The 20966-nt window shown below is 40.2% G+C and carries 21 protein-coding genes; 7 read left to right on the top strand and 14 right to left on the bottom strand.

Going from position 1 to position 20966, the window contains the following annotated elements; all coding sequences use genetic code 11:
- Positions 1 to 81: 81 nt before the first annotated feature.
- From NAF01_RS08080 to NAF01_RS08065, 4 genes are all read right to left on the bottom strand, one after another.
- A complete protein-coding gene (locus NAF01_RS08080) occupies positions 82 to 720 on the bottom strand; it encodes an ABC transporter ATP-binding protein (protein ID WP_250802104.1) in 639 nt (212 codons plus the stop codon).
- A 134-nt stretch (positions 721 to 854) separates the two neighbouring features.
- Entirely contained in the window at positions 855 to 1226 is a 372-nt protein-coding gene (locus NAF01_RS08075; RefSeq protein ID WP_227886633.1) for a cbb3-type cytochrome c oxidase subunit I, read from the bottom strand.
- A gap of 151 nt (positions 1227 to 1377) precedes the next feature.
- Positions 1378 to 2121, bottom strand: coding sequence for an SDR family NAD(P)-dependent oxidoreductase (locus NAF01_RS08070; RefSeq protein WP_250802103.1), 744 nt, complete (start codon positions 2119 to 2121; stop codon positions 1378 to 1380).
- Positions 2122 to 2270: 149 nt separating this feature from the next.
- Positions 2271 to 2465 (bottom strand): hypothetical protein, encoded by a 195-nt coding sequence (locus NAF01_RS08065; RefSeq protein ID WP_048008078.1) that lies wholly within the window; start codon positions 2463 to 2465, stop codon positions 2271 to 2273.
- A 273-nt stretch (positions 2466 to 2738) separates the two neighbouring features.
- On the opposite strand from NAF01_RS08065, the gene NAF01_RS08060 reads away from it, so the two are divergent.
- The gene (locus NAF01_RS08060) at positions 2739 to 2927 is read left to right on the top strand and encodes a YkvS family protein (RefSeq protein ID WP_009331029.1); all 189 of its coding nucleotides are present in this window, start codon (positions 2739 to 2741) and stop codon (positions 2925 to 2927) included.
- A 158-nt stretch (positions 2928 to 3085) separates the two neighbouring features.
- On the opposite strand, the gene NAF01_RS08055 is transcribed toward NAF01_RS08060, so the two are convergent.
- On the bottom strand, positions 3086 to 3196 hold the full coding sequence (locus NAF01_RS08055; protein WP_019381647.1) for a DUF6254 family protein: 111 nt from the start codon (positions 3194 to 3196) through the stop codon (positions 3086 to 3088).
- 151 nt (positions 3197 to 3347) lie between these two features.
- Here NAF01_RS08055 and NAF01_RS08050 point away from each other — a divergent pair, with 151 nt between their 5' ends.
- Both NAF01_RS08050 and NAF01_RS08045 read left to right on the top strand, forming a co-directional pair.
- On the top strand, positions 3348 to 3959 hold the full coding sequence (locus tag NAF01_RS08050) for a CPBP family intramembrane glutamic endopeptidase (protein WP_250802102.1): 612 nt from the start codon (positions 3348 to 3350) through the stop codon (positions 3957 to 3959).
- A 294-nt stretch (positions 3960 to 4253) separates the two neighbouring features.
- Positions 4254 to 4937 carry a hypothetical protein gene (locus tag NAF01_RS08045; RefSeq protein WP_250802101.1) on the top strand — a complete coding sequence of 228 codons (684 nt, stop codon included), beginning with the start codon at positions 4254 to 4256 and terminating at the stop codon, positions 4935 to 4937.
- A gap of 44 nt (positions 4938 to 4981) precedes the next feature.
- Here the strand turns inward: NAF01_RS08045 and NAF01_RS08040 are convergent, their stop codons facing one another.
- The gene (locus tag NAF01_RS08040) at positions 4982 to 6040 is read right to left on the bottom strand and encodes a YkvI family membrane protein (protein WP_250802100.1); all 1059 of its coding nucleotides are present in this window, start codon (positions 6038 to 6040) and stop codon (positions 4982 to 4984) included.
- A 198-nt stretch (positions 6041 to 6238) separates the two neighbouring features.
- Between NAF01_RS08040 and NAF01_RS08035 the strand changes: the two genes are divergently transcribed.
- Positions 6239 to 8392 (top strand): ATP-dependent Clp protease ATP-binding subunit, encoded by a 2154-nt coding sequence (locus NAF01_RS08035; protein ID WP_250802099.1) that lies wholly within the window; start codon positions 6239 to 6241, stop codon positions 8390 to 8392.
- Positions 8393 to 8438: 46 nt separating this feature from the next.
- Here the strand turns inward: NAF01_RS08035 and NAF01_RS08030 are convergent, their stop codons facing one another.
- The 3 genes from NAF01_RS08030 to NAF01_RS08020 form a co-directional block, all read right to left on the bottom strand.
- Positions 8439 to 10133 carry a M3 family oligoendopeptidase gene (locus NAF01_RS08030; RefSeq protein ID WP_250802098.1) on the bottom strand — a complete coding sequence of 565 codons (1695 nt, stop codon included), beginning with the start codon at positions 10131 to 10133 and terminating at the stop codon, positions 8439 to 8441.
- A 137-nt stretch (positions 10134 to 10270) separates the two neighbouring features.
- The gene (locus NAF01_RS08025; RefSeq protein WP_048008072.1) at positions 10271 to 10726 is read right to left on the bottom strand and encodes a MarR family winged helix-turn-helix transcriptional regulator; all 456 of its coding nucleotides are present in this window, start codon (positions 10724 to 10726) and stop codon (positions 10271 to 10273) included.
- Positions 10727 to 10826: 100 nt separating this feature from the next.
- Positions 10827 to 12410, bottom strand: coding sequence for a bifunctional metallophosphatase/5'-nucleotidase (locus NAF01_RS08020; RefSeq protein WP_250802097.1), 1584 nt, complete (start codon positions 12408 to 12410; stop codon positions 10827 to 10829).
- Positions 12411 to 12541: 131 nt separating this feature from the next.
- Here NAF01_RS08020 and NAF01_RS08015 point away from each other — a divergent pair, with 131 nt between their 5' ends.
- Complete coding sequence (locus NAF01_RS08015) at positions 12542 to 14041, top strand: PAS domain-containing sensor histidine kinase (protein ID WP_250802096.1); 1500 nt, start codon at positions 12542 to 12544, stop codon at positions 14039 to 14041.
- 35 nt (positions 14042 to 14076) lie between these two features.
- On the opposite strand, the gene NAF01_RS08010 is transcribed toward NAF01_RS08015, so the two are convergent.
- Positions 14077 to 15069 (bottom strand): phosphotransferase enzyme family protein, encoded by a 993-nt coding sequence (locus NAF01_RS08010; protein WP_250802095.1) that lies wholly within the window; start codon positions 15067 to 15069, stop codon positions 14077 to 14079.
- 146 nt (positions 15070 to 15215) lie between these two features.
- Here NAF01_RS08010 and NAF01_RS08005 point away from each other — a divergent pair, with 146 nt between their 5' ends.
- Complete coding sequence (locus NAF01_RS08005) at positions 15216 to 16451, top strand: MFS transporter (protein WP_250802094.1); 1236 nt, start codon at positions 15216 to 15218, stop codon at positions 16449 to 16451.
- 431 nt (positions 16452 to 16882) lie between these two features.
- Here NAF01_RS08005 and NAF01_RS08000 read toward each other — a convergent pair whose 3' ends face one another.
- A complete protein-coding gene (locus tag NAF01_RS08000) occupies positions 16883 to 17404 on the bottom strand; it encodes a hemerythrin domain-containing protein (protein ID WP_250802093.1) in 522 nt (173 codons plus the stop codon).
- A 207-nt stretch (positions 17405 to 17611) separates the two neighbouring features.
- Here NAF01_RS08000 and NAF01_RS07995 point away from each other — a divergent pair, with 207 nt between their 5' ends.
- Positions 17612 to 17932 (top strand): hypothetical protein, encoded by a 321-nt coding sequence (locus NAF01_RS07995; protein ID WP_048008067.1) that lies wholly within the window; start codon positions 17612 to 17614, stop codon positions 17930 to 17932.
- A 427-nt stretch (positions 17933 to 18359) separates the two neighbouring features.
- Here NAF01_RS07995 and NAF01_RS07990 read toward each other — a convergent pair whose 3' ends face one another.
- From NAF01_RS07990 to NAF01_RS07980, 3 genes are read right to left on the bottom strand one after another with little or no spacing between them, the layout of a single operon-like run.
- Positions 18360 to 18644 (bottom strand): ferredoxin family protein, encoded by a 285-nt coding sequence (locus NAF01_RS07990; protein ID WP_019381639.1) that lies wholly within the window; start codon positions 18642 to 18644, stop codon positions 18360 to 18362.
- Positions 18644 to 19939, bottom strand: a complete 1296-nt coding sequence (locus tag NAF01_RS07985) for an FAD-dependent oxidoreductase (RefSeq protein ID WP_048008066.1) — start codon at positions 19937 to 19939, stop codon at positions 18644 to 18646. The genes NAF01_RS07990 and NAF01_RS07985 overlap by 1 nt, the downstream gene beginning before the upstream one ends.
- Complete coding sequence (locus NAF01_RS07980; protein ID WP_250802092.1) at positions 19932 to 20957, bottom strand: electron transfer flavoprotein subunit alpha/FixB family protein; 1026 nt, start codon at positions 20955 to 20957, stop codon at positions 19932 to 19934. Before NAF01_RS07980 ends, NAF01_RS07985 begins: the two co-directional genes overlap by 8 nt.
- Positions 20958 to 20966: the final 9 nt, after the last annotated feature.

The following is a 20966-nucleotide window of genomic DNA, read 5'->3' as shown; positions in this document are numbered from 1 at the left end:
CCCCTAGGAGCCGCAGCTAGATTGGGCAGTTTGACCCCCACTTATCCTCCTTTGATTCCTCTGAGTCTTGAAGTGGGGGTCTTACTGCCCGTTAGACTGCGATAAATATATTCTTTCTTCTGCGAATTGTTCATTGACTGTATTGGAGTGGGTTATCATGAGTAAGGAAGCTTGTTTCTTTTTGATTTCACGTATAAAATACTCCAAAATCATCATCTCAGTGTCTTCGTCAAGTGCAGAAGTCGGCTCATCCAGAAGATAAACATCTGCTTTAAGGAGCAGGATCCTTGCTAATGCCAGGCGCTGTTTCTCCCCGCCTGAAAGAGTTCCTGCATCATCATGAAGCTCCTTAGTCATCTGCATATTATGTAGAGCCTGTTTAAGTATTTCATCATCACAAGGTTTCTTTCCGTTAAGCTTATAACCCATAATCAGGTTCTCTTTTATTGTGCCCGGAAAAATTAATGGAGCCTGTGATAGCATGATTACTTTTCTCCTATGCTGGACAGAATCGATTTCTTTCAGCGGAGTGCCTTTATAAAATATTTCACCTGAATCGGGGGTAATCATTTTGTTCAGGGTCTTCAAAAGAGTTGATTTTCCAGCACCGCTCTCTCCGGTGATGCAGGTTACTTTATCTTTTTTTATGTCAAGATGATTCACATTTAGAATGTTATTAACTCTTAATTCTCTAATGGCGAACAGCAAATCTGTTGTCATATGCAGCTCCTTTTTCAGTTTCCGTATACCCTCTAGCTTATCCCCTTAATCCCAAAAGTTTGCCATGGTTTTTAAAAATATTCCATAAAGAAAAAAAACGCACAGATTAAAAATCCATGCGTTAAATATAGTTGCTATTGTGCCTTTAAATTCTTCAGAATGTTCCATACGAAAATTAAAATGCCGACAGCTGTAATTGTAGCTCCAACAGCAGTACCAGGAAGAAAAGCATTATTTTCTGTAACCAGGACTAGGGACAGTGACAGCATCATGATTGGCAGGCCGATATTATGAAGCCAAAAATGCCATTTCCCGGCTTTCCCTTCTGCAAGAGCAGGAAACAAGTAGTATAGAATTCCTGCCAGAGTCAAGGACGTCCACCCGAGTAAATTAATATGGACATGAACAGGACCTAACAGGTAAGAATGAGTACTCGACATATAATACCCCAGCAATATCCCCACAGCAAAGTATACGGATGAAATCTTAATCATAGTAATGCCCATTGAACCCCTCCCCTTAAATCATCCTAAAGCACTAATAAAATATGAGCATTTAGAATCATTTAGAACAGAGGACTTGTTCCTCTTCCTTACTTTTTCACCATCATTATAATTAATTTACAAAGGGTTTCTATTCAAAGGAGAATAGAGACTATTATTCTTCATACATCATTTTCCTCGTCATGCCTCCATCCACTGTAATATTTTCACCTGTTATAAAGTCGTTCTCCGGATGGGCTAAAAATAGGCAGGTCCTTGCAATGTCGCCGGGTTTTCCAACTCTGTTGGAAAAATGCTGTTTATGGTCAATCTCTCTGAGACCTTCATAATCTCCTGTTTCAATCCAGCCGGGGCTTATGCAATTAACCCTGATCCCCTTTTCAGCGAGGGTACTGGCCATCGCGTGGGTAATTGACGCAATTCCTCCTTTTGAAGCTGAGTATGCTTCTGTTCCGCTTTCTGACATTACCGCTCTCGTAGATGAAAGATTGATAATACAGGAACCTTGCTTCATCAATTTGGCACCCTCCCTGCTGCACAGGAATACACTCCGAAGATTCGTATTGATTACTTCCTCCCACATTTCCACACTCAAATCAAAGAACGAATGAAACTTTGATATGCCTGCATTATTTATCAGGATATCTATAGCACCAAACGCCTCAAATGATTTTGTGATTAGTTCCTTAATTTCCGTTTCATTCTTAACATCTGTTTTAATGAACAGGCTGTTCATGCCCAGTTGGTTGAAATGTTCTTCTAATTTTTTTCCCTTCATTTCATCAATGTCGGCAATAACAACATTGGCCTCCTTCCTCGCGAATGACTCGGCAATACTCTTGCCTATTCCGCTGGCTCCTCCTGTAACAATGACTGTTTTTCCTTTAAAATCGCTCATGCTTTGCACATCCCTTCGAAATTATCTATTGCTTTTATACCCAGTTTCCTTTGCTTTCTATTCAATTACATTGCATAGACATAGCAAAGACACCTGATATGATCAAGTGTCTTTGCTATGTGCTATTTATTTAAGCTTCATTTCCTTTATCAGCTTCGGGGTGATTCTAAATATTGATAAATAACATGTCCGCCTCTCTGTGCGATTCCGCGAAAATGCTTAAAGTCCTCCCTTTTTACGATGACACTGCGAAAAGGAAGAAAATCTTCTTTAGACACATGAAATTCAGAGATGATTCCATTTTTTAATTGTTCGAGCACTTCCTGAATTTGTTCATGATTCATTATCCAGAACTCCTTTTATTTCATTCTTTCTTAATCATAAATAAAGTGCTGCTAATTTTGAAGTATCAAATAGTATATTTGCATATTGATGTTTTTTCTGAATATTAAATATTTTAATGTAAAAAAAGAATTTTATCTGGTATAATATTACCAACCTAAAGAATGTAACATTTTACCTTCGCCACAGCGAATTGCAAAATTCTTTACGCATTTCAAAATATAGTGCAAACTGTTACTACCAGCGAAAGAAATGGACAAAAGGAGAGATGCTTTTTGAAGAAAGCAGAGGTTGGAAATATAATTGAATTCCGTGATGGGCTACAGGGAATTGTAGAAAAAGTAAATGAGAATTCTGTTATTGTAGATTTAACGTACATGGATAACTACCGGGATCTTGAATTAGATCAGAGAACAGTTGTTAATCATAAAAATTATAAGGTTGTCAGAGAATCAGCAGTATAAAAAAGAAAAATGAAAGCGTATTCTTACGTCACTTTTAAAAGCAGCTTTTTTAGCTGCTTTTTGTTTTTGCCTTTTGTCTGATCCGAACCATCGGCCACTTACGGCTCCACTCTATTTATCTCCATAGTTATGGCCTCCTGTTTAGGAGGCCGTAATTTTTATTCTTTCTCCCCAGACAGCTCTTTTAAGGACTTCACTTTTCCATGTGGATGCTGATCCTGCTTTCTAACTGTCCAGGCACGCTCTTTTTCTCTTTTTGATTTCGTCATTATACATACCTCCCTTCATATGGGCTTATGATTAGCATTTCTGCATTATTTTATCTTAACGTTACCAAAGAAATCTTTTCCTTACTTTTTATGTTTGTTTTTTGTTAAAATAGTGTTTGGTTATTTTTTTGCTTGAAAGGAGTTAAATCAATTGAAAAATATTGCTGCAGATGTCCGTTTTATTGGCGGGCTGGTACTCGCACATCTGCTTATGTATTTTACATTTCAGGATAAATCAATTTTTTGGTATATCTTTTCTGCCTCTTTACTGCTCCTAATCAGTTACTCCATCATAATGGAGGAAGTGGAAGACAAGGCTTCTTTTGGAACATACATTACCTATGGAACTCTTTCAGGTTTTCTTTTATACGGACTATTTTGGACGGGATACAGTTTATTTGATTTGCTCAACCTCCCTTTAGTGAATCAGGTTGAACAATTATACGGCCGATTTTCACCTTCGTTTATTTGGCACTATATTGTGCTTATATTAATCATAGTTCCAGGAGAAGAGGTGTTTTGGAGAGGGTTCGTTCAAAAAAGATTAATGAAACATACAACTGTTAAAGTAAGCATCATTATATCTTCTCTCCTATATACTTCTGTCCATTTTTATTCAGGATACTGGATGCTCGCTTTTGCAGCATTAATCGCAGGTATCTTCTGGGGATGGCTATATGCCTGGAAAAGAAGCATCCCCTTAGTAATCGTCTCCCATCTTATTTTTGACTTGTTATTATTCGTTCTGCTCCCATTTAATTAGAATTCCACGGAAGCAGAAATGATCAGACAATTCTTCATGAATTGTCTTTTTTTATGCTCTTTTCTTATAGATTGATGTTATTGACCTATAATGTTGTCCGTTGATTTCCCCTCTAATCAACTAAGCAAATAATACACAAAAAGCAAACAGTCTTTTTTCAATTCTTGTTGAGTGTTGTCGATGTTTTACATAAATGGTAATGTACAAGTAAATAGGAATTTATATGTAACTCTTTTATTTTAAGTACGTCTAATAATGCAAAGACGCTGACAGACAACGGGAGGATGGAACAAGATGAAAATTTTGGCGAAATTTATGCTAATGCTGGGAGTTGCAGCTGCTATCCTGGCAGGTTGCGGAACAGCTCAGGATGATTCTGGCAATGGAGCAGGATCTGGGCAAAATGAAGAAGAAACAGGTTCGGAAGGACAGGATGGACAAGAACAAAGTGAAGAAGAAGAATCTTCAGAAGATGGCACAGATGGAGAAGGAAATAGTGTAATAAGGATCCTTGAGCAGAATATGACTTATACAGTTAAGGGTGAAACGAAGGAAGACACAGCCTTCCTGAAACATAGTGATAATCAGAATTATTCGATTTATGTTCTCCCGGAATATGAGTTAACTGCCGAGGAACCAAATAAGGATGTATTGTACCTCTCGGAAAATGATCAGATATTCATGCGGATTGAACTCCTTCCGAGTGATGCAGATTGGGATATGATTGAAGAAAACACAAAAGCACAGCTTGAAGCTGTCAGCGAAAACGTACAAACATCCAAAGCTCCTTCAGATGATTTTTACAAAAATGCTTCTGTAATGAAGGCAGAAGGAAACGGTGAGAAGGTTTCTGCCTATCTTATGAAAAATGATAACCTTTCACTTAAGCTCACCATATTCAATAAAGAAGACGCTGACCATGAAGATGCTTTCCTTCAGATGGCGAAAACCATTATGAAAGAGAAGCCGCAAGAATAATATAAATCGAAAGAGATCCATTGAAAAGGATCTCTTTTCTTTTTTCAGGCTTTTTTCCCCTTGCTGTCATCATCAAACGGCTTCATCCAAAGAAGAATAATAAAGGTCAGACTTACATATCCAAATAGCGGATATAAGTAGGATAGCAATGTCCCGTAATTGATTAAACTGATAAAGTAACAAACGACAAAGATAAAGCCCACAATAATAATACTTGGTACGGAAAAGTGTTTTTTCACCTGTCTCTCAATGCCAAACACATTCCCAATAACAGATGTGAAAATCTCCCCATAGATGACAAACACAAAAATCCAATAGAACGATGATGCCAATGTCTTTACAATAGCGGCCATCGGGATATCATATGCTTCCAGATTCGGCAGCATCATCAGTGTTAAATGGCTGGAAAGCAGGATGAGTGTCAGCGCAGCTCCCCCAAGATACCCTCCCCATTTAATTGTCCGGTCATCATTTATTTCAGAAGCCACAGGCACCAGGACTGCCTGCGCCAATGTTAAATTCAGGGCAGTATAAGAAAACGGAGCCACAACCGCCTTCCATCCATCTTCGGCATAGGGTATATACAGAACCTGTTCTGCAAAATCAGGAAGCTTCATGCTTATAAACAATAAAATAAAGCTAAATGCAATCATCATCGGAACAACAAATGTATTAACAGCAAATAATCCGCGGATACCCACTATCATTGTAATGATTGTTAACCCTATCGTTACGAACAATCCTGCAGTCTTGCTGATGCCAATCTGTTCCTCAAACACGGCTCCTGCACCTGACAGCATAACTGCGCATACGCCAAGGAGCATAAACAGCATCAATATATTAATGGCAGACCCGAAAAATCTTCCAAATAAATATTCATTTAATTCCTGATAGGATGCTGCCTTTATACGTGCAGAGATTCTCATTAATTTGGAGCCGAGAAAAATAAAGATATAACCGCTCATCAGTATCCCAATTAAACCGATAAAACCAAATCGGGAAAAAAACTCTACAATCTCCCTGCCAGTGGCAAAGCCCGCTCCCACCACGGTTCCCACATAAACGGCAGCGATCTGGAAAGCTGCCCCCCAATTCGTCTTCACTTAATCTCCTCCTTCCTTTCCAATATATGTAGGGTGGTACAAACAAAGACGAGCTTTTTTTGCATTAAAGATAAACTGCATATTGGATATAAATCCCAAAACAAACCACTTGAAAGTCAAAGAAGGTCAAATTATAATGTTGTTATAAGGTCAAATATAGTCAAAGTCAGACCAAATTTATTAATGGAGGTATGCAGAATGCTTTGTCAAAAATGTCAATTAAAAGAAGCAAACGTACAATTAAGATTGAAAGTGAATGGAAATGAACGAAACCTTAACCTTTGCCAAAGCTGTTATCAAACTGAAAAGCAAAAAAGCCTTACTTCCTTTGGGCCTGCTTTGAGCGGCTTTTCAGGTTTTGGCCAAACGCCTTTAGAGGATTTCTTTAAAAAGATGGCATCCTCTCAAGGAAATGAAAACTACCAGCCTCTAAAAGAAGCGCCGGGACACAATCAGGGCAACGGCGGATTTATTGATCAATTCGGACGAAATCTTACACAGTTTGCAAAAGCTGGTTTAATTGACCCGGTCATCGGACGGGACAAAGAAATAAATCGTGTGACAGAAATATTAAATAGAAGAAGCAAAAATAATCCTGTCTTAATAGGTGAGCCAGGAGTGGGTAAAACAGCTATTGCCGAAGGGCTGGCGATTAATATTGCCGAGGGGCGTGCCCCAAAGAAACTTCAAAATAAAGAAGTCTATTTGCTTGATGTGGCATCCCTGGTTGCAAATACAGGCATTCGCGGCCAATTTGAGGAACGCATGAAGCAGTTGATCTCAGAGCTTCAAACCCGGAAGAACATTATTCTCTTTATAGATGAAATTCATTTGCTTGTCGGTGCAGGATCAGCTGAAGGGTCGATGGATGCCGGCAATATACTAAAGCCTGCACTTGCACGGGGTGAGCTGCAAGTAGTCGGAGCCACCACATTGAAAGAATACCGCCAGATTGAAAAGGATCCGGCGCTTGAGCGCAGATTCCAGCCTGTACAAGTAAATGAGCCGGCTGCTGATGAGGCAGTTGACATCTTAATGGGGCTGAAACAAAAATATGAAGACTATCACGAAGTTTCTTTTACAGAAGATGCTATAAGAGCGTGTGTGCAGCTGTCAAGCCGCTATATTCAGGACAGGTTCCTTCCTGACAAAGCTATTGATCTAATGGATGAAGCAGGTTCAAAAATGAATCTTCAGTCAGGATATATACCGGCAGAAGATATTGAAAAACAGCTGAAAGAGATCAGCAGGCAGAAAGAAATTGTCTTAAAAGAAGAAAAATATGAAGAGGCTGCAAAACTCCGTGAAGAGGAAATAAAACTCCAGCAGGCATTAAATGGAGAAAACAAGAGTAAAAGGCCAGTTATCGAAACAAGCCTTATTCAGGAGATTATTGAGAAAAAAACAGGGATTCCCGTCGGCAAATTAGCTGAAAATGAACAGGAGAAGATGCAAAACCTAGAGGAAAATCTTGCACAAAAAGTAATTGGACAGCGAGAAGCCGTACAAAAAGTTGCAAAAGCCATCCGCAGAAGCCGTGCGGGACTTAAATCCAAGCACCGCCCAATTGGATCTTTCCTATTTGTCGGGCCAACAGGTGTCGGGAAGACTGAATTAACCAAAACACTTGCGGAGGAGCTGTTCGGCTCAAAAGACAGCATGATCAGGCTTGATATGAGTGAATATATGGAAAAGCACAGCGTGTCTAAAATTATCGGCTCTCCTCCGGGATATGTAGGTCATGAAGAAGCAGGACAGCTTACTGAAAAGGTGCGCAGAAATCCTTACAGCATTATTCTGCTTGATGAGATTGAAAAAGCACATCCAGATGTACAGCACATGTTCCTTCAAATACTGGAAGATGGACGCCTGACAGATAGCCAGGGCCGCACTGTCAGTTTTAAGGATACAGTCATTATCATGACAAGCAACGCAGGAGTTGGACAAAAAGAAGTCCATGTTGGATTTGGTGCAGCAGATGCCGTCAAAGAATCCAATATTCTGGACTCGCTCGGCAGCTTTTTTAAGCCGGAATTTCTGAACCGATTTGATAGCATTATTGAATTTAAAGCTCTGGAAAAAGAGCATTTACTAAAAATTGTTGACTTAATGCTCAATGAGTTGCAGGAAACATTAAATGATCAGGAGCTTGAATTGACTATTAGCCAGGAAGTTAAGGAAAAATTAGCAGAAGACGGATACCACCCTGCTTTTGGCGCAAGGCCATTAAGAAGAATCATCCAGGATGAGCTGGAAGACAAAATTGCAGATTTCATCATCAACAATGGAGGGAATAGCCATTTACAGGCTGAGCTGGAAAACGGCTTAATTGTCATTAAACCACTGCGCTAATAGGATGGAAAAGAGCCGGAGTTCATAACCGGCTCTCTTTTTTATTTTATAAACCTTTATCATTCACTGAATTCAGCCAATTCTCAATTTCCCCGATAACTGACTCGACACAACCCTCTTCAAAAGGAGAAATCAATCCAGCTTCTTTAACAAGTCCAGTGAAAGGCTTGCTGCCGCCAAGCTGGCATAGTTTTAAATAATCCTTCCAAGCCTCTTCCTGATTCTCCCTGGATCTTTTCCAGAATTGGAATGCACAGATTTGGGCCAATGTATAATCAATATAATAGAAGGGTGAATTGTAAATATGACCTTGGCGCTGCCAGAATCCTCCATTCTCTAAATACTCGTTGCCATCATAATCTTTATGAGGCAAGTATTTCTTCTCAATCTCTCTCCAAGCCTTTTTTCTTTCCTGAGGTGCTGCTTCCGGATTTTCATACACCCAATGCTGGAATTCATCAACTGATACGCCATAAGGCAGGAAAAGAAGTCCCCCGCTCAAGTGTGAAAACTTGTATTTTTCCGTATCCTCTTTAAAGAAGCCTTCCATCCAGGGCCAAGTGAAAAATTCCATGCTCATGGAATGAATTTCAGCTGCTTCATAGGTTGGCCAGTTATATTCAGGTATTTCAAAGTGACTGCTTGAATAGACCTGGAATGCATGTCCTGCTTCATGGGTAAGAACATCAATATCTCCTGAAGTCCCATTAAAATTAGAGAAAATGAATGGGGATTTATAGTTTTCAATGTAAGTGCAATAGCCGCCCCCTGCTTTTCCCTTTTTGGCCACCAGATCCATAAGATTATTTTCTCTCATGTACGAGAAAAATTCACTTGTTTCACCGGATAACTCATCATACATTTTTTGGCCATTTTCAATAATCCAGTCAGGATCTCCTTTTGGTACGGCATTACCCGTTTTAAATTCAAATCCTTCATCGTAAAATTTGAGCTTATCAACGCCAATGCGCTCTCTTTGCCTTTCCTTAAGCCTTGTGGCGATTGGAACGATGAAATCCTTCACCTGCTTACGGAAATTTGCAACCATTTCCGCGTTATAATCTGTCCGGTACATGCGGAAGTACGCCAGTTCAACGAAATTCTTGTATCCTAGTTTATGGGCGATCTCTGTTCTAACACTGACAAGCTCATCATATATACGGTCAAGTTCATCTTCATTTTCAGCTAGAAAACCAAAGCGGGCCTCACTTGCTTTTTTACGCATTTCACGATCTGTAGATTGTGTGAATGGCTCCAATTGGGCAAGTGTGCGTTCTTCACCTTCAAAATCAATCTTGGCTGAAGCAATCAATTTCGTATATTCAGAAGAAAGCTTATTTTCTTTTTGCAAAAGCGGAACAATCTCTGGCGAGAACACCTTCAATTGGGCTTCTGCAAGTGCAAACAGCTGATTCCCCCAGCGCTCTTCAAGCTCTGCCCTGAACCTGGAATCAACCAAAGCCTGATAATACTTTGTAACAAACCCTTCTACTTCAGGCTGAATCTCATCCATATAATCCTGTTCTGCCTTGTAAAATTCATCATTTGTATCTACTGAATGCCGGATATAGCATAGGTTGAACATGGTACCGACATCATTGCGAATATCATTAATTTCTTTCATAGCCTGATTTTGATGTTCTGCAGAAGCTGCATCTTCGAACTTTTCAAGCGCTGCTTCAAATTGCCCCTTTATTTTCTCAAGATTCGGACGAACATATGTATAGTCTTCAAATCTCACATTACTGCCCCCTCGTGTATATGTATATCGATTTATAAACAAACCACTAAACTATTTCGACAATATTTGGATAATTCCTTCCCTAAATATATCTTATCTTTCACAAAATAAAAAACAGCCAATCAAGGCTGTTTTGATTAATTCCCCCCATTTTTGTCATGGGAAATTGATAGTCCAAGCTTCTTTAATAGACCAATGGCTGCAGCTTTTTCTTCTGAAGTCAGCTCGTTCATAAGTGAATGTATATGTTTTTCATGGTCAGGAAAAATATTTTCAATAAATGCTTTTCCCTCATCTGTAATTTGCGCAAAGGTAACTCTTCTGTCCGTCGGGCATGCGACCCTTTTTAACAGACCTTTCTGCTCAAGCTTGTCCACTACATATGTGATGCTTCCGCTGGCCAATAGTATTTTCCCGCCTATCTGCTGCAGAGGCTGGTCACCTTTATGATACAGAAGCTCCAAAACTGCAAATTCAGTTGGGTTTACTCCGTAAGTTTGTATTCGTTTATTTACATTTTCATTTATAGCCCGGTATGCCCTGGACAGGACGATAAATAATTTCAACGATTGGTCAATTTGTTCAGAACCCATTTTATCCAATCCCTTTACCATTTATTGAGTAGCGTTTACATCAATCAATTCTCAATCATTATAGAAAACAGTAAGAAAGCTGTCAATTTAACAAATCAGATCATTTGCCGGCTGAAACCTCCCAATTGCAGTTCAGTGTCGGGATTACCTTTCCCTTTTCAGAAAAATAGCCGGCAATCAATTCAGTCATATCGGTTAATATTTCTTTTTCTACGGGTTTGTCCTTAAACATATAATATCCCCCGCCTCCTGCAGCCCGGTAATTGTTCATTACTGCATGGTACTCGCCATCCTCCCTGATAGGATGTCCCTTATAAAGAAGCTCGGTGATCCGGCTGCCCTTTGGGCGTGAAACATCTAATTTATATTCAATTCCTTCCCACATGTCGTAATTATAATGCTGTGGCTTCGGATATGAAAATTCAGGATTCACTATAATTTCCCCATCACTGTTCAATTCAAAATAAGATGCTGACCGCTCTAAAGCATCCTTAATGTCCTTTCCGGAAATTCTTAGGACGCATAGCGAATTGGGATATATATAATTAGAAACAATTTCTCTCATCGTTACTTTAGATTTGAAACCTGGTGCTCCCTCATGAAACAGCGCCGTACAGGAAATTTCAGCACCAGAAGCTTCCATTTGCACTTTATTAATGAATTCAATCAGCGGATGCTCCTTAAGGAGCGCTTCGAAAATATCGTCAATCACCATGTCTCCTTCAATTTCACCTATAACTGTATCAAGCCAATTTTGGGTTTTGGATTCATAATACCCGGCAAGCTGAAGGATTTCATGATCAGGCATGATTCCATTGGGATAAATTAAGGAAGATTTTTTTTCATCAATCAGCCAATCATTGTGTTTTTTTCTGAATTTTACTGTAACCTTTGCAAGTGCCTGGCCATTAAATCCCGGCTGGACAATAGATACACCATTCACTTGCTCCCCTTCAATAAAACGGTGCTGATGCCCGGTAATCAGAACATCAATACCCGGGACATCTGTACAGATTCTGTATGCTTCGTTTTCTCCTGTTTGTTCTTCCGTCAGTTCTCCTGTTTTTATATCCTTCTCAAAGCCCCCATGGTATGAGACGATAATCAAGTCCGGCTTTTCTTCCTCCTGGATATAGGAAACCCACCTTTTTAAACTGACCACCGCAGATTCAAATGAAAGCTGCTCAATATGCTGCCTTTTCTCCCAATTTGGAATATTCTGGGTCGTGACACCTATTACCGCAGTTTTCAAACCATTTGCAAAGGTTTTTATTTTATAAGGAAGCCCGAAATAAGTTTCTTTTGTTGAATTGAATAAGATATTAGCTGAAAGCCAAGGAAAATTTGATTCACTGACCGCTCTTGCAAGTGTGCTCTTTCCATAGTTAAATTCGTGATTTCCGATAACAGCTGCATCATATTCAAGTTTATTTAAAATCTGGATCATAGGATTTTTTTGATTTTTCAGGTTTCTGGAATAATAATAAGTAAGAGGAGTTCCCTGGATCAAATCACCATTATCAATAAGAATGGATATCTCAGATTGTTCCTTTTCTCTCTTTATTAACGCTGCAAGTTTGCCCAGACCATGCTCAGCGTTTTCATCCGTTCCATAAAAATATGGATAAACATGTCCGTGGACATCACTTGTAGCTAAAATGGTGAGTAACACTTCCGATTTCATCAAAACCCCTCCTTACATATAAAATAACATTCCTATGAAAGAATTAAACCTCTTTTAACACATAATGGTATAATATTGTTAATGTCAGTTAGCTAAGGACAAATTAACCAAATTAATCTGGAGTTAACCTCATGAATAATCGAAACAGAAACTTCCTGCTTTATTTATTCGCAGTAATTATTCCCACTTTAGCCGGCAGCATCTTTTTGTTTATGGATTCTGTTAAACAAAATGATATGGAAAGACTTGAAGAAGCAAAATGGATAGGCTCGATACACCAAAGAAGCTGGGACCAGTTTATTTCCGAGACCGTGACCACACTTGAGATGCTTTCGCTGACTGCTGGAAGTGCTGACACACCTTCCGAAAAGCTTGAGCCTCTGCTCCAAAAAGCCAATCAAATGGATCCCCGTTATGGAGGAATTTACCTTCTTGATCCCAGCGGAATGGTTCTTACAGGATCAAATCAATTCTTAGCAAACTCTGATTTATCTGAGAAGAAATTTCTTAAAGAGATATTGGCAACAAAAGATATTGTTATTTCCAATACTCCTGAAACACTGACAAATGGACAAACAGTTGTTGGGATAGGAAAGCCGGTACTGAATGACGATGGAGATGTAATCTCTATTATTGTGGCTCATATGAGAGTGGATTACGTACAAAATATTATGAGGCTTCTCACTCCTGATGCCCGGCTTTCCGTTCTTAATTCTAAAAGAAAAACGATTATGGACATCAATATGAATGGAGATTCCTCATTTTCCAGTCAAAATAGCATTACAATCCCAATTGACAGGCTGCCCTGGAGTGTAAAAGTTGAATTTCCGCCAAGAGACATGCTGAAAATTATTAAGGATGCTTTTCGGGCAATCCTGGTTTTAACGATTATAATCCATATTTTATTTCTCTTCATAAAATATTTAAGGCTAAAAAAACAGGCTGAAAAGGAAAAAAAGGAAAATGAACTGCAAAAACTCGAACTGGTAGGTACCCTGGCTGCCAGCACAGCCCATGAAATCAGGAACCCTTTAACAGGAATAAAAGGACTTATACAGCTATTGAGTGAAAAATATACGAATACACATGACCAGTATTATTTTTCGGTCATAAATGATGAGATAAGCAGAATTAATGAGATTGTCAGTGAATTTTTAATTCTGGGTAAACCTACTGCTCAAAAAATGGAAGCTATGGATTTGAGAAGTGTTATAAAGGAATTAGAACCTTTAATACTCTCTGAAGCTAATTTACACAATGTCACTTTTGAATCTGTTTTTTCAGATGAACCCGTCATAGTCGATTGCACGAAAGATCAGATGAAACAGGTAATCCTGAATTTAACGAAAAACGCTTTTGAATCCATGCAGGGCGGCGGAAAGCTAACAATAAAGCTAAATAAACTGCAATCCAGGTGTCAGCTTAAAATCGCGGATACAGGCTCCGGCATTCCAGAAGACAAAATAGAACAAATATTTCATCCATTTTATACTTCAAAGGAAATGGGTACAGGGCTTGGGCTTGTGGTCTGCAGGCGCATTGTGCATTCTTTTGGCGGTGAAATATTTATTACAAGCGAAGAAACAAAAGGTACTCATGTAGATATTTTTCTGCCGATCAAAAACCCATAAAAAGGGAAGGTGCGTGATTCCAGGCACCTTCCCTTTTAGCCTAAGTATATTGGAGAGTTTCTCTCAATTCGATCCTTTATCGACTTCATCATTTCTAATAGCTGAGGATTCCTGTCCACAGGTGCGATTTTTTTATGGAGAACGGAATACAATGTGATATCCCTTAGCCTCAGGAATAAAGGCAGCTGTTTTTCCAGGTCACCGGGAATTTCATTCTCCAGCTGATAGCCATCCAAAAAGGAGTTCAGGAATATCCTGCCAAAAAAATTTAGTTCTGCCGGGTCCGCCTCTTTAAACTTATATAAAATTGAATAATACAGGGGAATGGCGATATCAGACGCGAACCAATGATAACAGCAGTCATCAAAATCAAACACTTGTATATCTTTTCCGTCATAAAAAAAGTTTCCGGAGTGTATATCCGTATGAACAAGACCATAGTTGTCTATATTCTTTGGCAATGTATGAAGCAGATTCAATAAATCCTTCGTATTCTTAACGATTAATTGATCTTCTTTGGGTATATATTTTTCAACAGTCAGCAGCTCTTCTTCCTCCCATTGCATGCGCTTTACAATGCCAGGAGAAGGAACATATGATTTTGTGGCTGCATGCATTTTCCCCACTGCTCTTCCCCATGCATGAAATAACTCCTGATTGAATTCCGGTGTACGAACACTGATTGGTTTTCCCTCCGCTTTTGAAAACAGACTTGCATAAAAGACAGAGCCATCACCGGCTTCCAAGGCTTCAACCTCATTCTCATTTTGTGAAGGGATTACCTTTGGAACCTTCACACCTTCTGATCTTAAATAACTCATCCAGTCAACTTCAGATAAAAGCTCCTCCAGCTTGCGATGTGTCGAATGGGTAATTCTCAAAATTAGCTCTTCCCCATCTTTCGAAGCTTGAAAGACATAGTTTTCAAAGTCACCCAGCTTTTTATAATTCACGGTATTCAAAGAATAGATACTTAAGAAATGATGGAGGACATTGTCCGTCATTAAAGCATCAACTGCTTTTTCCATTAGCTCCCCTGCTCTCGTCTTTATTCTGAGTAATGTAAATTATATAATATTTAACAGATTTTCAAAATAGCTATTTTGATAGACTCGTGAATAAGGTACACTATATTTAGTTTCACGAAATGTTCAGAAAGAAGGAGACTTACATTATGAGTGCTACCGCTGCTACAATCAAGCAAAATTCTGATCCGCAGCAGAAAACAGCCTATCGGATATTATTCATCATTGGCCTTTGCCACCTATTGAATGATTCCATCCAATCCGTTATCCCAGCTATGTTTCCGATTTTGGAAAAGTCTATGGGGCTTACCTACTCTCAGCTGGGAATGATTGCTTTTTCGTTAAATATGGTTTCTTCCATCATGCAGCCTGTCATTGGGATGGCCACTGATAAAAAACCGTTCCCTTTTGCCTTGCCAATCGGCCTCACCTCAACTTTATTTGGTGTATTAGGCCTGGCTTTTGCTCCAGATTATAAATGGATCATTCTTTCAGTTCTATTCATTGGTTTGGGTTCGGCTGTATTCCATCCTGAAGGTTCAAGGGTAGCCTATATGGCAGCAGGCCAGCGCAGGGGTCTTGCTCAATCGATTTATCAAGTTGGCGGTAACACCGGACAGGCACTTGCTCCCATCATTACAGCCCTCATACTTGTTCCGCTGGGCCAAATAGGGGCTGCCTGGTTTACCGCAGTTGCGGCAATTGCAGTTGGACTGCTGATTTATATTGCATTCTGGTATACAGGACGTCTTCAGCAGGAACTGACCGCCACTAAACCGCGGAAAGATTCAGGTGCTCGCCAAAACAAAAGAATTCCCAGAAAGGTGTGGGGAGCCCTCCTCCTGGTTCTTTTTTTGATTTTTGCCCGTTCATGGTATATCTCAGGGATGACAAATTTCTATGCTTTTTATGCAATTGAGAAATATTCTTTCTCTATAAGTCAGGCACAGATCTTCTTATTTGCATTTTTAGTATCAGGTGCGCTGGGTACGTTTTTTGGCGGGCCGCTCGCAGATCAGTTTGGAAAGAAACAGATTATTTTTCTTTCAATGATCCTTACTGTTCCCCTTTCCCTCCTGATTCCTTTTGTGCCTTCCGCTATTGCATTTATCATGCTGGTGGCGGGTGGATTTATACTTATGTCAAGCTTTTCTGTGACTGTTGTATATGCACAGGAACTCGTTCCCGGGAAAATCGGCACAATGGCTGGACTTACAGTAGGGCTGGCATTTGGCATGGGGGCGATAGGCTCCGTTGCTTTGGGCTATCTGGCCGACACTCTTGGACTGGCCAATATGATAATATTTACAGGGTTTCTTCCCGTTTTGGGATTGCTGACTTTATTGCTTCCGGCTGATGAAAGGGTTTCTGAGTGGAATAAATAAGAAAAGCGTAAGCGCCTTGCCCACCTAAGAAGCGCAGACTAAGAACGCCACATCGCACGACCAAAAGCTGTCCTTTTGGTCGTGCGATGTTTATGCTGACGAAGCCTTCCTTGTCCTGTTGGCCTCAAGCACAAGATGAGCCCTGCAAGAAGGCGTTCTTTCCTTCTGGAAGGATTGTCTAGTCTTTTGTCCCTAGGATCCGCAACTAGACAAACCGAAATGTGGAGGCGACTGCTCAGGGACGACTAGCATAAGACGAGCCCTTCAAGAAGGTGTTCTTTCCTTCTGGAAGGGATTGTCTAGTCTTTCGTCCCTAGGGATCCGAAACAAGACAAGCTTGTGACCTCGAGGGGGCTGGCGCTTAAGCTAGACAGTCTCTAAGTTTATATGATTCTTTCTTATATTAAAAAAAGAGGAGGTGCTCCCTCCTCTTAAATTTGCTGAATTTTAATATATAGCTCTTCTTTCTCGTCTTCAGTAAGAAGATTTTCTGCCATAGGAAATAGGACGTTTTCTTCTTTAGAAAAGTGCTGTGTCAGAGTATAGTATGCCTTTTTAATCAGCCCTGAGTGTTCGGCCATTTCTTCTTCAGTCAACTGCTCTTTTCCTTCCGCTGCTCGTAAAAAAGCTTTAATACAGCTTTTAGCCTGGTCATGCTCATACTCCATAACCGCAATAGGGCCTGTTCCTTTTCCAAGGTATTGTTCCATCATTCGGAAAAGCACGCCTTCCTCACTTTCTGAGTGCGGATCCAGTTTACTGCAGAAATATCGTACATGTTCAGTTAACTTTTGAAAAAGAGCTCTGTCTGGAGATTCCTCCATTTTAATTGTGATCTGAAGCAGCTCTTCAAGCATTGCCAAAAGAGGAGGATGCTCCTCTTTCAGCTGTTTCAGCCCTTTGCTAAGCTTTATTGGTCCATTTCCCATCATGGAACTCATACAGCCTTCCATCCCTAAACCACTCCTATCTATTATAGGTTCAGTATAAAAAATGGCAGTCAGGATTGTTGTGATGCCCATCACTTTTTGCATTTCCGAAAAAATTTTCTAAAAATTTAAATAATTTTGTGCAATCTTCTCGTTTTTTGCCATATAATAAAGGTAAGTTATCTTTATATCGGCGCAGCTAAACCCTGTAAATTGTTAGGAGGGATTAAAATGCATCTGCCAACTTTCTATGATTTTTATCAAAAGTGCCTCATTCCGGCCAATTCAGAGGACTCATACCTTTCCACGGGGCACACCCATTGGCTTATCGCTCTGGAAGGACAGCTTAAAGAACAGGAAAAAGAGTTTTATTGCTGGAAAGTAACCATTTATCCATCAGATTCGGAAGGGTGCTTTTCATGGAATGAAGTATTATATTCTTCATCTCTTCATGAATGCATCCACAAAGCATTTGAACATGCCAGAGAAATTGAAGCCAATGTCAAAGATTCACAGTTCAGTTTTTTAAATAGACAAGAAAAAATCAGCTAGCCTCAAAAAAAATTTCTCCTTCTTCGCTCCATCTTTTTTTACCCTCGCATGTGAAATAACATACATATAGGTAAATTCTACTTCTAAACTAAATCCAATAATAAAGCATTCTTTATGCAATAAAAAAAAGAGCCTAGACAAACTAAGCTCTCAAGATTATAGGGGGTCAACTATAATAGTTCGACCACATTTAGTTTAACAAATTCTGCCTGAAAAATTAAGTTACTAAAGCACTATTACTCAAATGCATTAACGCGTCAGATTAGAAAACTCTTTTAGAATTCATAGTTTATATATACCTTGTTAACAGTTTCTTAATATATTAAATTTATAATGTACATGTACCGAAAGATAAAGCCCTTTTCATACCCCCCTTTCAAAACCGGCCAATTCGATGGCCGGTTTTTGTATAATCCTGAGGGCTGATTTATGCAAGCCTGAATACTATTCCATGGCCGCCTTTCGGATATTCCCATTTAATATTCTGATACGGGCATCCTATCCTGCAGCTGCCGCATTCGTGACATCCTTCATAACCGACCTGCATTCTTAACCCTTCCCACTTATAGACCTCAGCCGGGCAGAAAATGGTGCATATTTTATCGGGGCATTTTGTCATACAGATATCATGATCCAATACGGTAAGATGCGATTTTGTATCTGCCTTAAAACGAACTAAATATTGCTTTTCTTCGATCGTTTTCGTTGACATTATTTCACCGCCTTCCATGCCCTGTACATGTCTTGAAGCACACGAATTGTCCCGCGTTCACTGGTGAAGCTCTTCATAATTTCTTTTTGCTTTTCTTTCTTCGGAGTTCCATCAACGGTAAAGAATTTGTTCGCTGCCCTGTTCAGCATTGGTACATATTCCTTAAAATACTGCGGGTAGTGTTCAAACGTGTGAGCTGCATCTTTATATTTTTCCAGGTCCTTAATTATAAAGCTTTGATACAGTTTTTCCCTGTACTGATTCAAGCTGGTTTCGCTAAAATCACCCCGTTCCTTAGCTGCAATGATGGTCTCTGCAGCCATCGTTCCGGAAGCCATAGCCATATTGGAGCCCTCTCGGTGAATGGCATTAACAAGTTGTGCCGCATCACCTGCAAGGAGAACACCATTACCGGCCACTTTCGGCACCGAATGGTACCCGCCTTCAGGAATTAAATGAGCCAGATATTCAGCGGACTCTCCCCCTTCTATTAAAGGTCTTACCATAGGGTGTGTTTTTAAATAATCCAGCAGGTCATATGGTTTAAGCTTTGCCTTGATCATGCTTGAGAGCGTTGTTCCTACACCAATATTGATACTATCTTTATTGGTGTAAATGAAAGCTGTACCTAGGTTTCCTTTCGTGGAGTCCCCGAAAATTTCAATCGTACATCCCTGGTTGTCTTCCAGGTTGAAGCGGTCATTAATTTTGTCTTTAGAAAGATTAATGACTTCCATTACTGTCAGCGCCACTTCATCAGGACGGAATTCTTTATGGTAGCCAAGCTGCTTTGCCAGCAGTGAATTCACACCATCTGCCAAAACCACTACATCTGCATATATATCTCCATCCGGACGGTCTGTTCTTACCCCAACCACTTTTCCATTCTCAGTCAGACACTCAAGCACGACCGTCTCATTTATTAATAGAACGCCCTGCTCAACCCCTTTCTTTGCAAACCATTGGTCAAAAGGGGCGCGGAGCACTGTGAAATTATTATATGGCTCCTTCCCCCACTCAAGACCTTTATAGCCAAAACTTACTGCGGATTCTTTATCCATCATCCAGAATCGCTGTTCTATGACTGGCCGTTCGAGTGGTGCCTCTTTCCAAAACTCCGGAATAATTTCCTCCATTTGTTTGCGGTATAACACACCGCCCATTACATTTTTGCTGCCCGGATATTCTCCTCTTTCAATTTGCAGGACTTTTAGGCCGTTTTTAGCACAGGTGTAAGCACAGGAAGTTCCTGCAGGCCCTGCACCGACCACAATGACATCAAACTTTTCAGACATAGCTCATCTCACCCCCTCTTTCTCTTGCTTCCTTGAACTCTTTAATCAGCTTCGGAACAATTTCAAGTGCATCACCTACGATACCGTAGGTTGCTACATCGAATATAGGGGCTTGCGGATCCTTGTTAATCGCAATGATAAACTCTGAATTTTTCATGCCTACAACATGCTGAATTGCCCCTGAAATCCCAATAGCAAAATAGATCTTTGGTGTAATGGTTTCTCCTGTCTGTCCAACCTGCTGTTCATGCGGAAGCCACCCTGCCTCCACTACATCCCTTGTACCCCCTACGGTCGCTCCAATAGTGTCAGCCAGCTCATGGATCAGCTGGAAGTTTTGAAGATCACCCATCCCTTTTCCGCCTGCAACGACAACATGGGCTTCAGCTAAGTTCACTTTTTTTGTGACATCTTTCACAATTTTAATCACCTTTGTGCGCATGTCATCTTCTCTAAGGGTAATCGGTTCCTCTATAACCTCACCATGCCTATCAGGATTCGCCTCCATTGCCTTCATAACTTTAGGGCGGACAGTAGCCATCTGCGGCCGGTGTTTTTTGCATAGGATGGTTGCCATTATATTTCCGCCAAAAGCCGGGCGGCTTGCTTCAAGCAGCCTTTTTTCCACTTCAACATCCAGCATGGTTGTATCCGCTGTCAATCCAGTACTGAGATCTGTGGCAACCGCGCTGGCTAAGTCTTTACCATTGGAGGTAGCCCCATAGAGGAAAATTTCAGGTTTATATTTTTCGGCAAGATGGATAACTGCCTTCATATAAGATTCTGTCCGGTAATCCTTCATTACTTCGTGGTCAATTACAAAAACCTGATCAGCACCATAGGCGATGACCTCCCGGCTTAAAGACTTAATTTCATACCCAAGCAGCACACCGGAAAGGGGAACATCAAGTTTATCTGCCAGCTTTCTGCCGGCCCCGAGCAATTCAAGGGAAACCCCCTCAATTTTCCCATCATTTTGTTCTATGAATACCCATACTCCCCGGTACTCATCCATCATGTAAATCCC

The organism is Cytobacillus firmus (genome assembly GCF_023657595.1).
GTDB lineage: Bacteria > Bacillota > Bacilli > Bacillales > Cytobacillaceae > Cytobacillus > Cytobacillus firmus_B.
The sequence above is the reverse complement of the archived record's forward strand: the minus strand, read 5'-3'. Positions and strand labels throughout refer to the sequence as shown.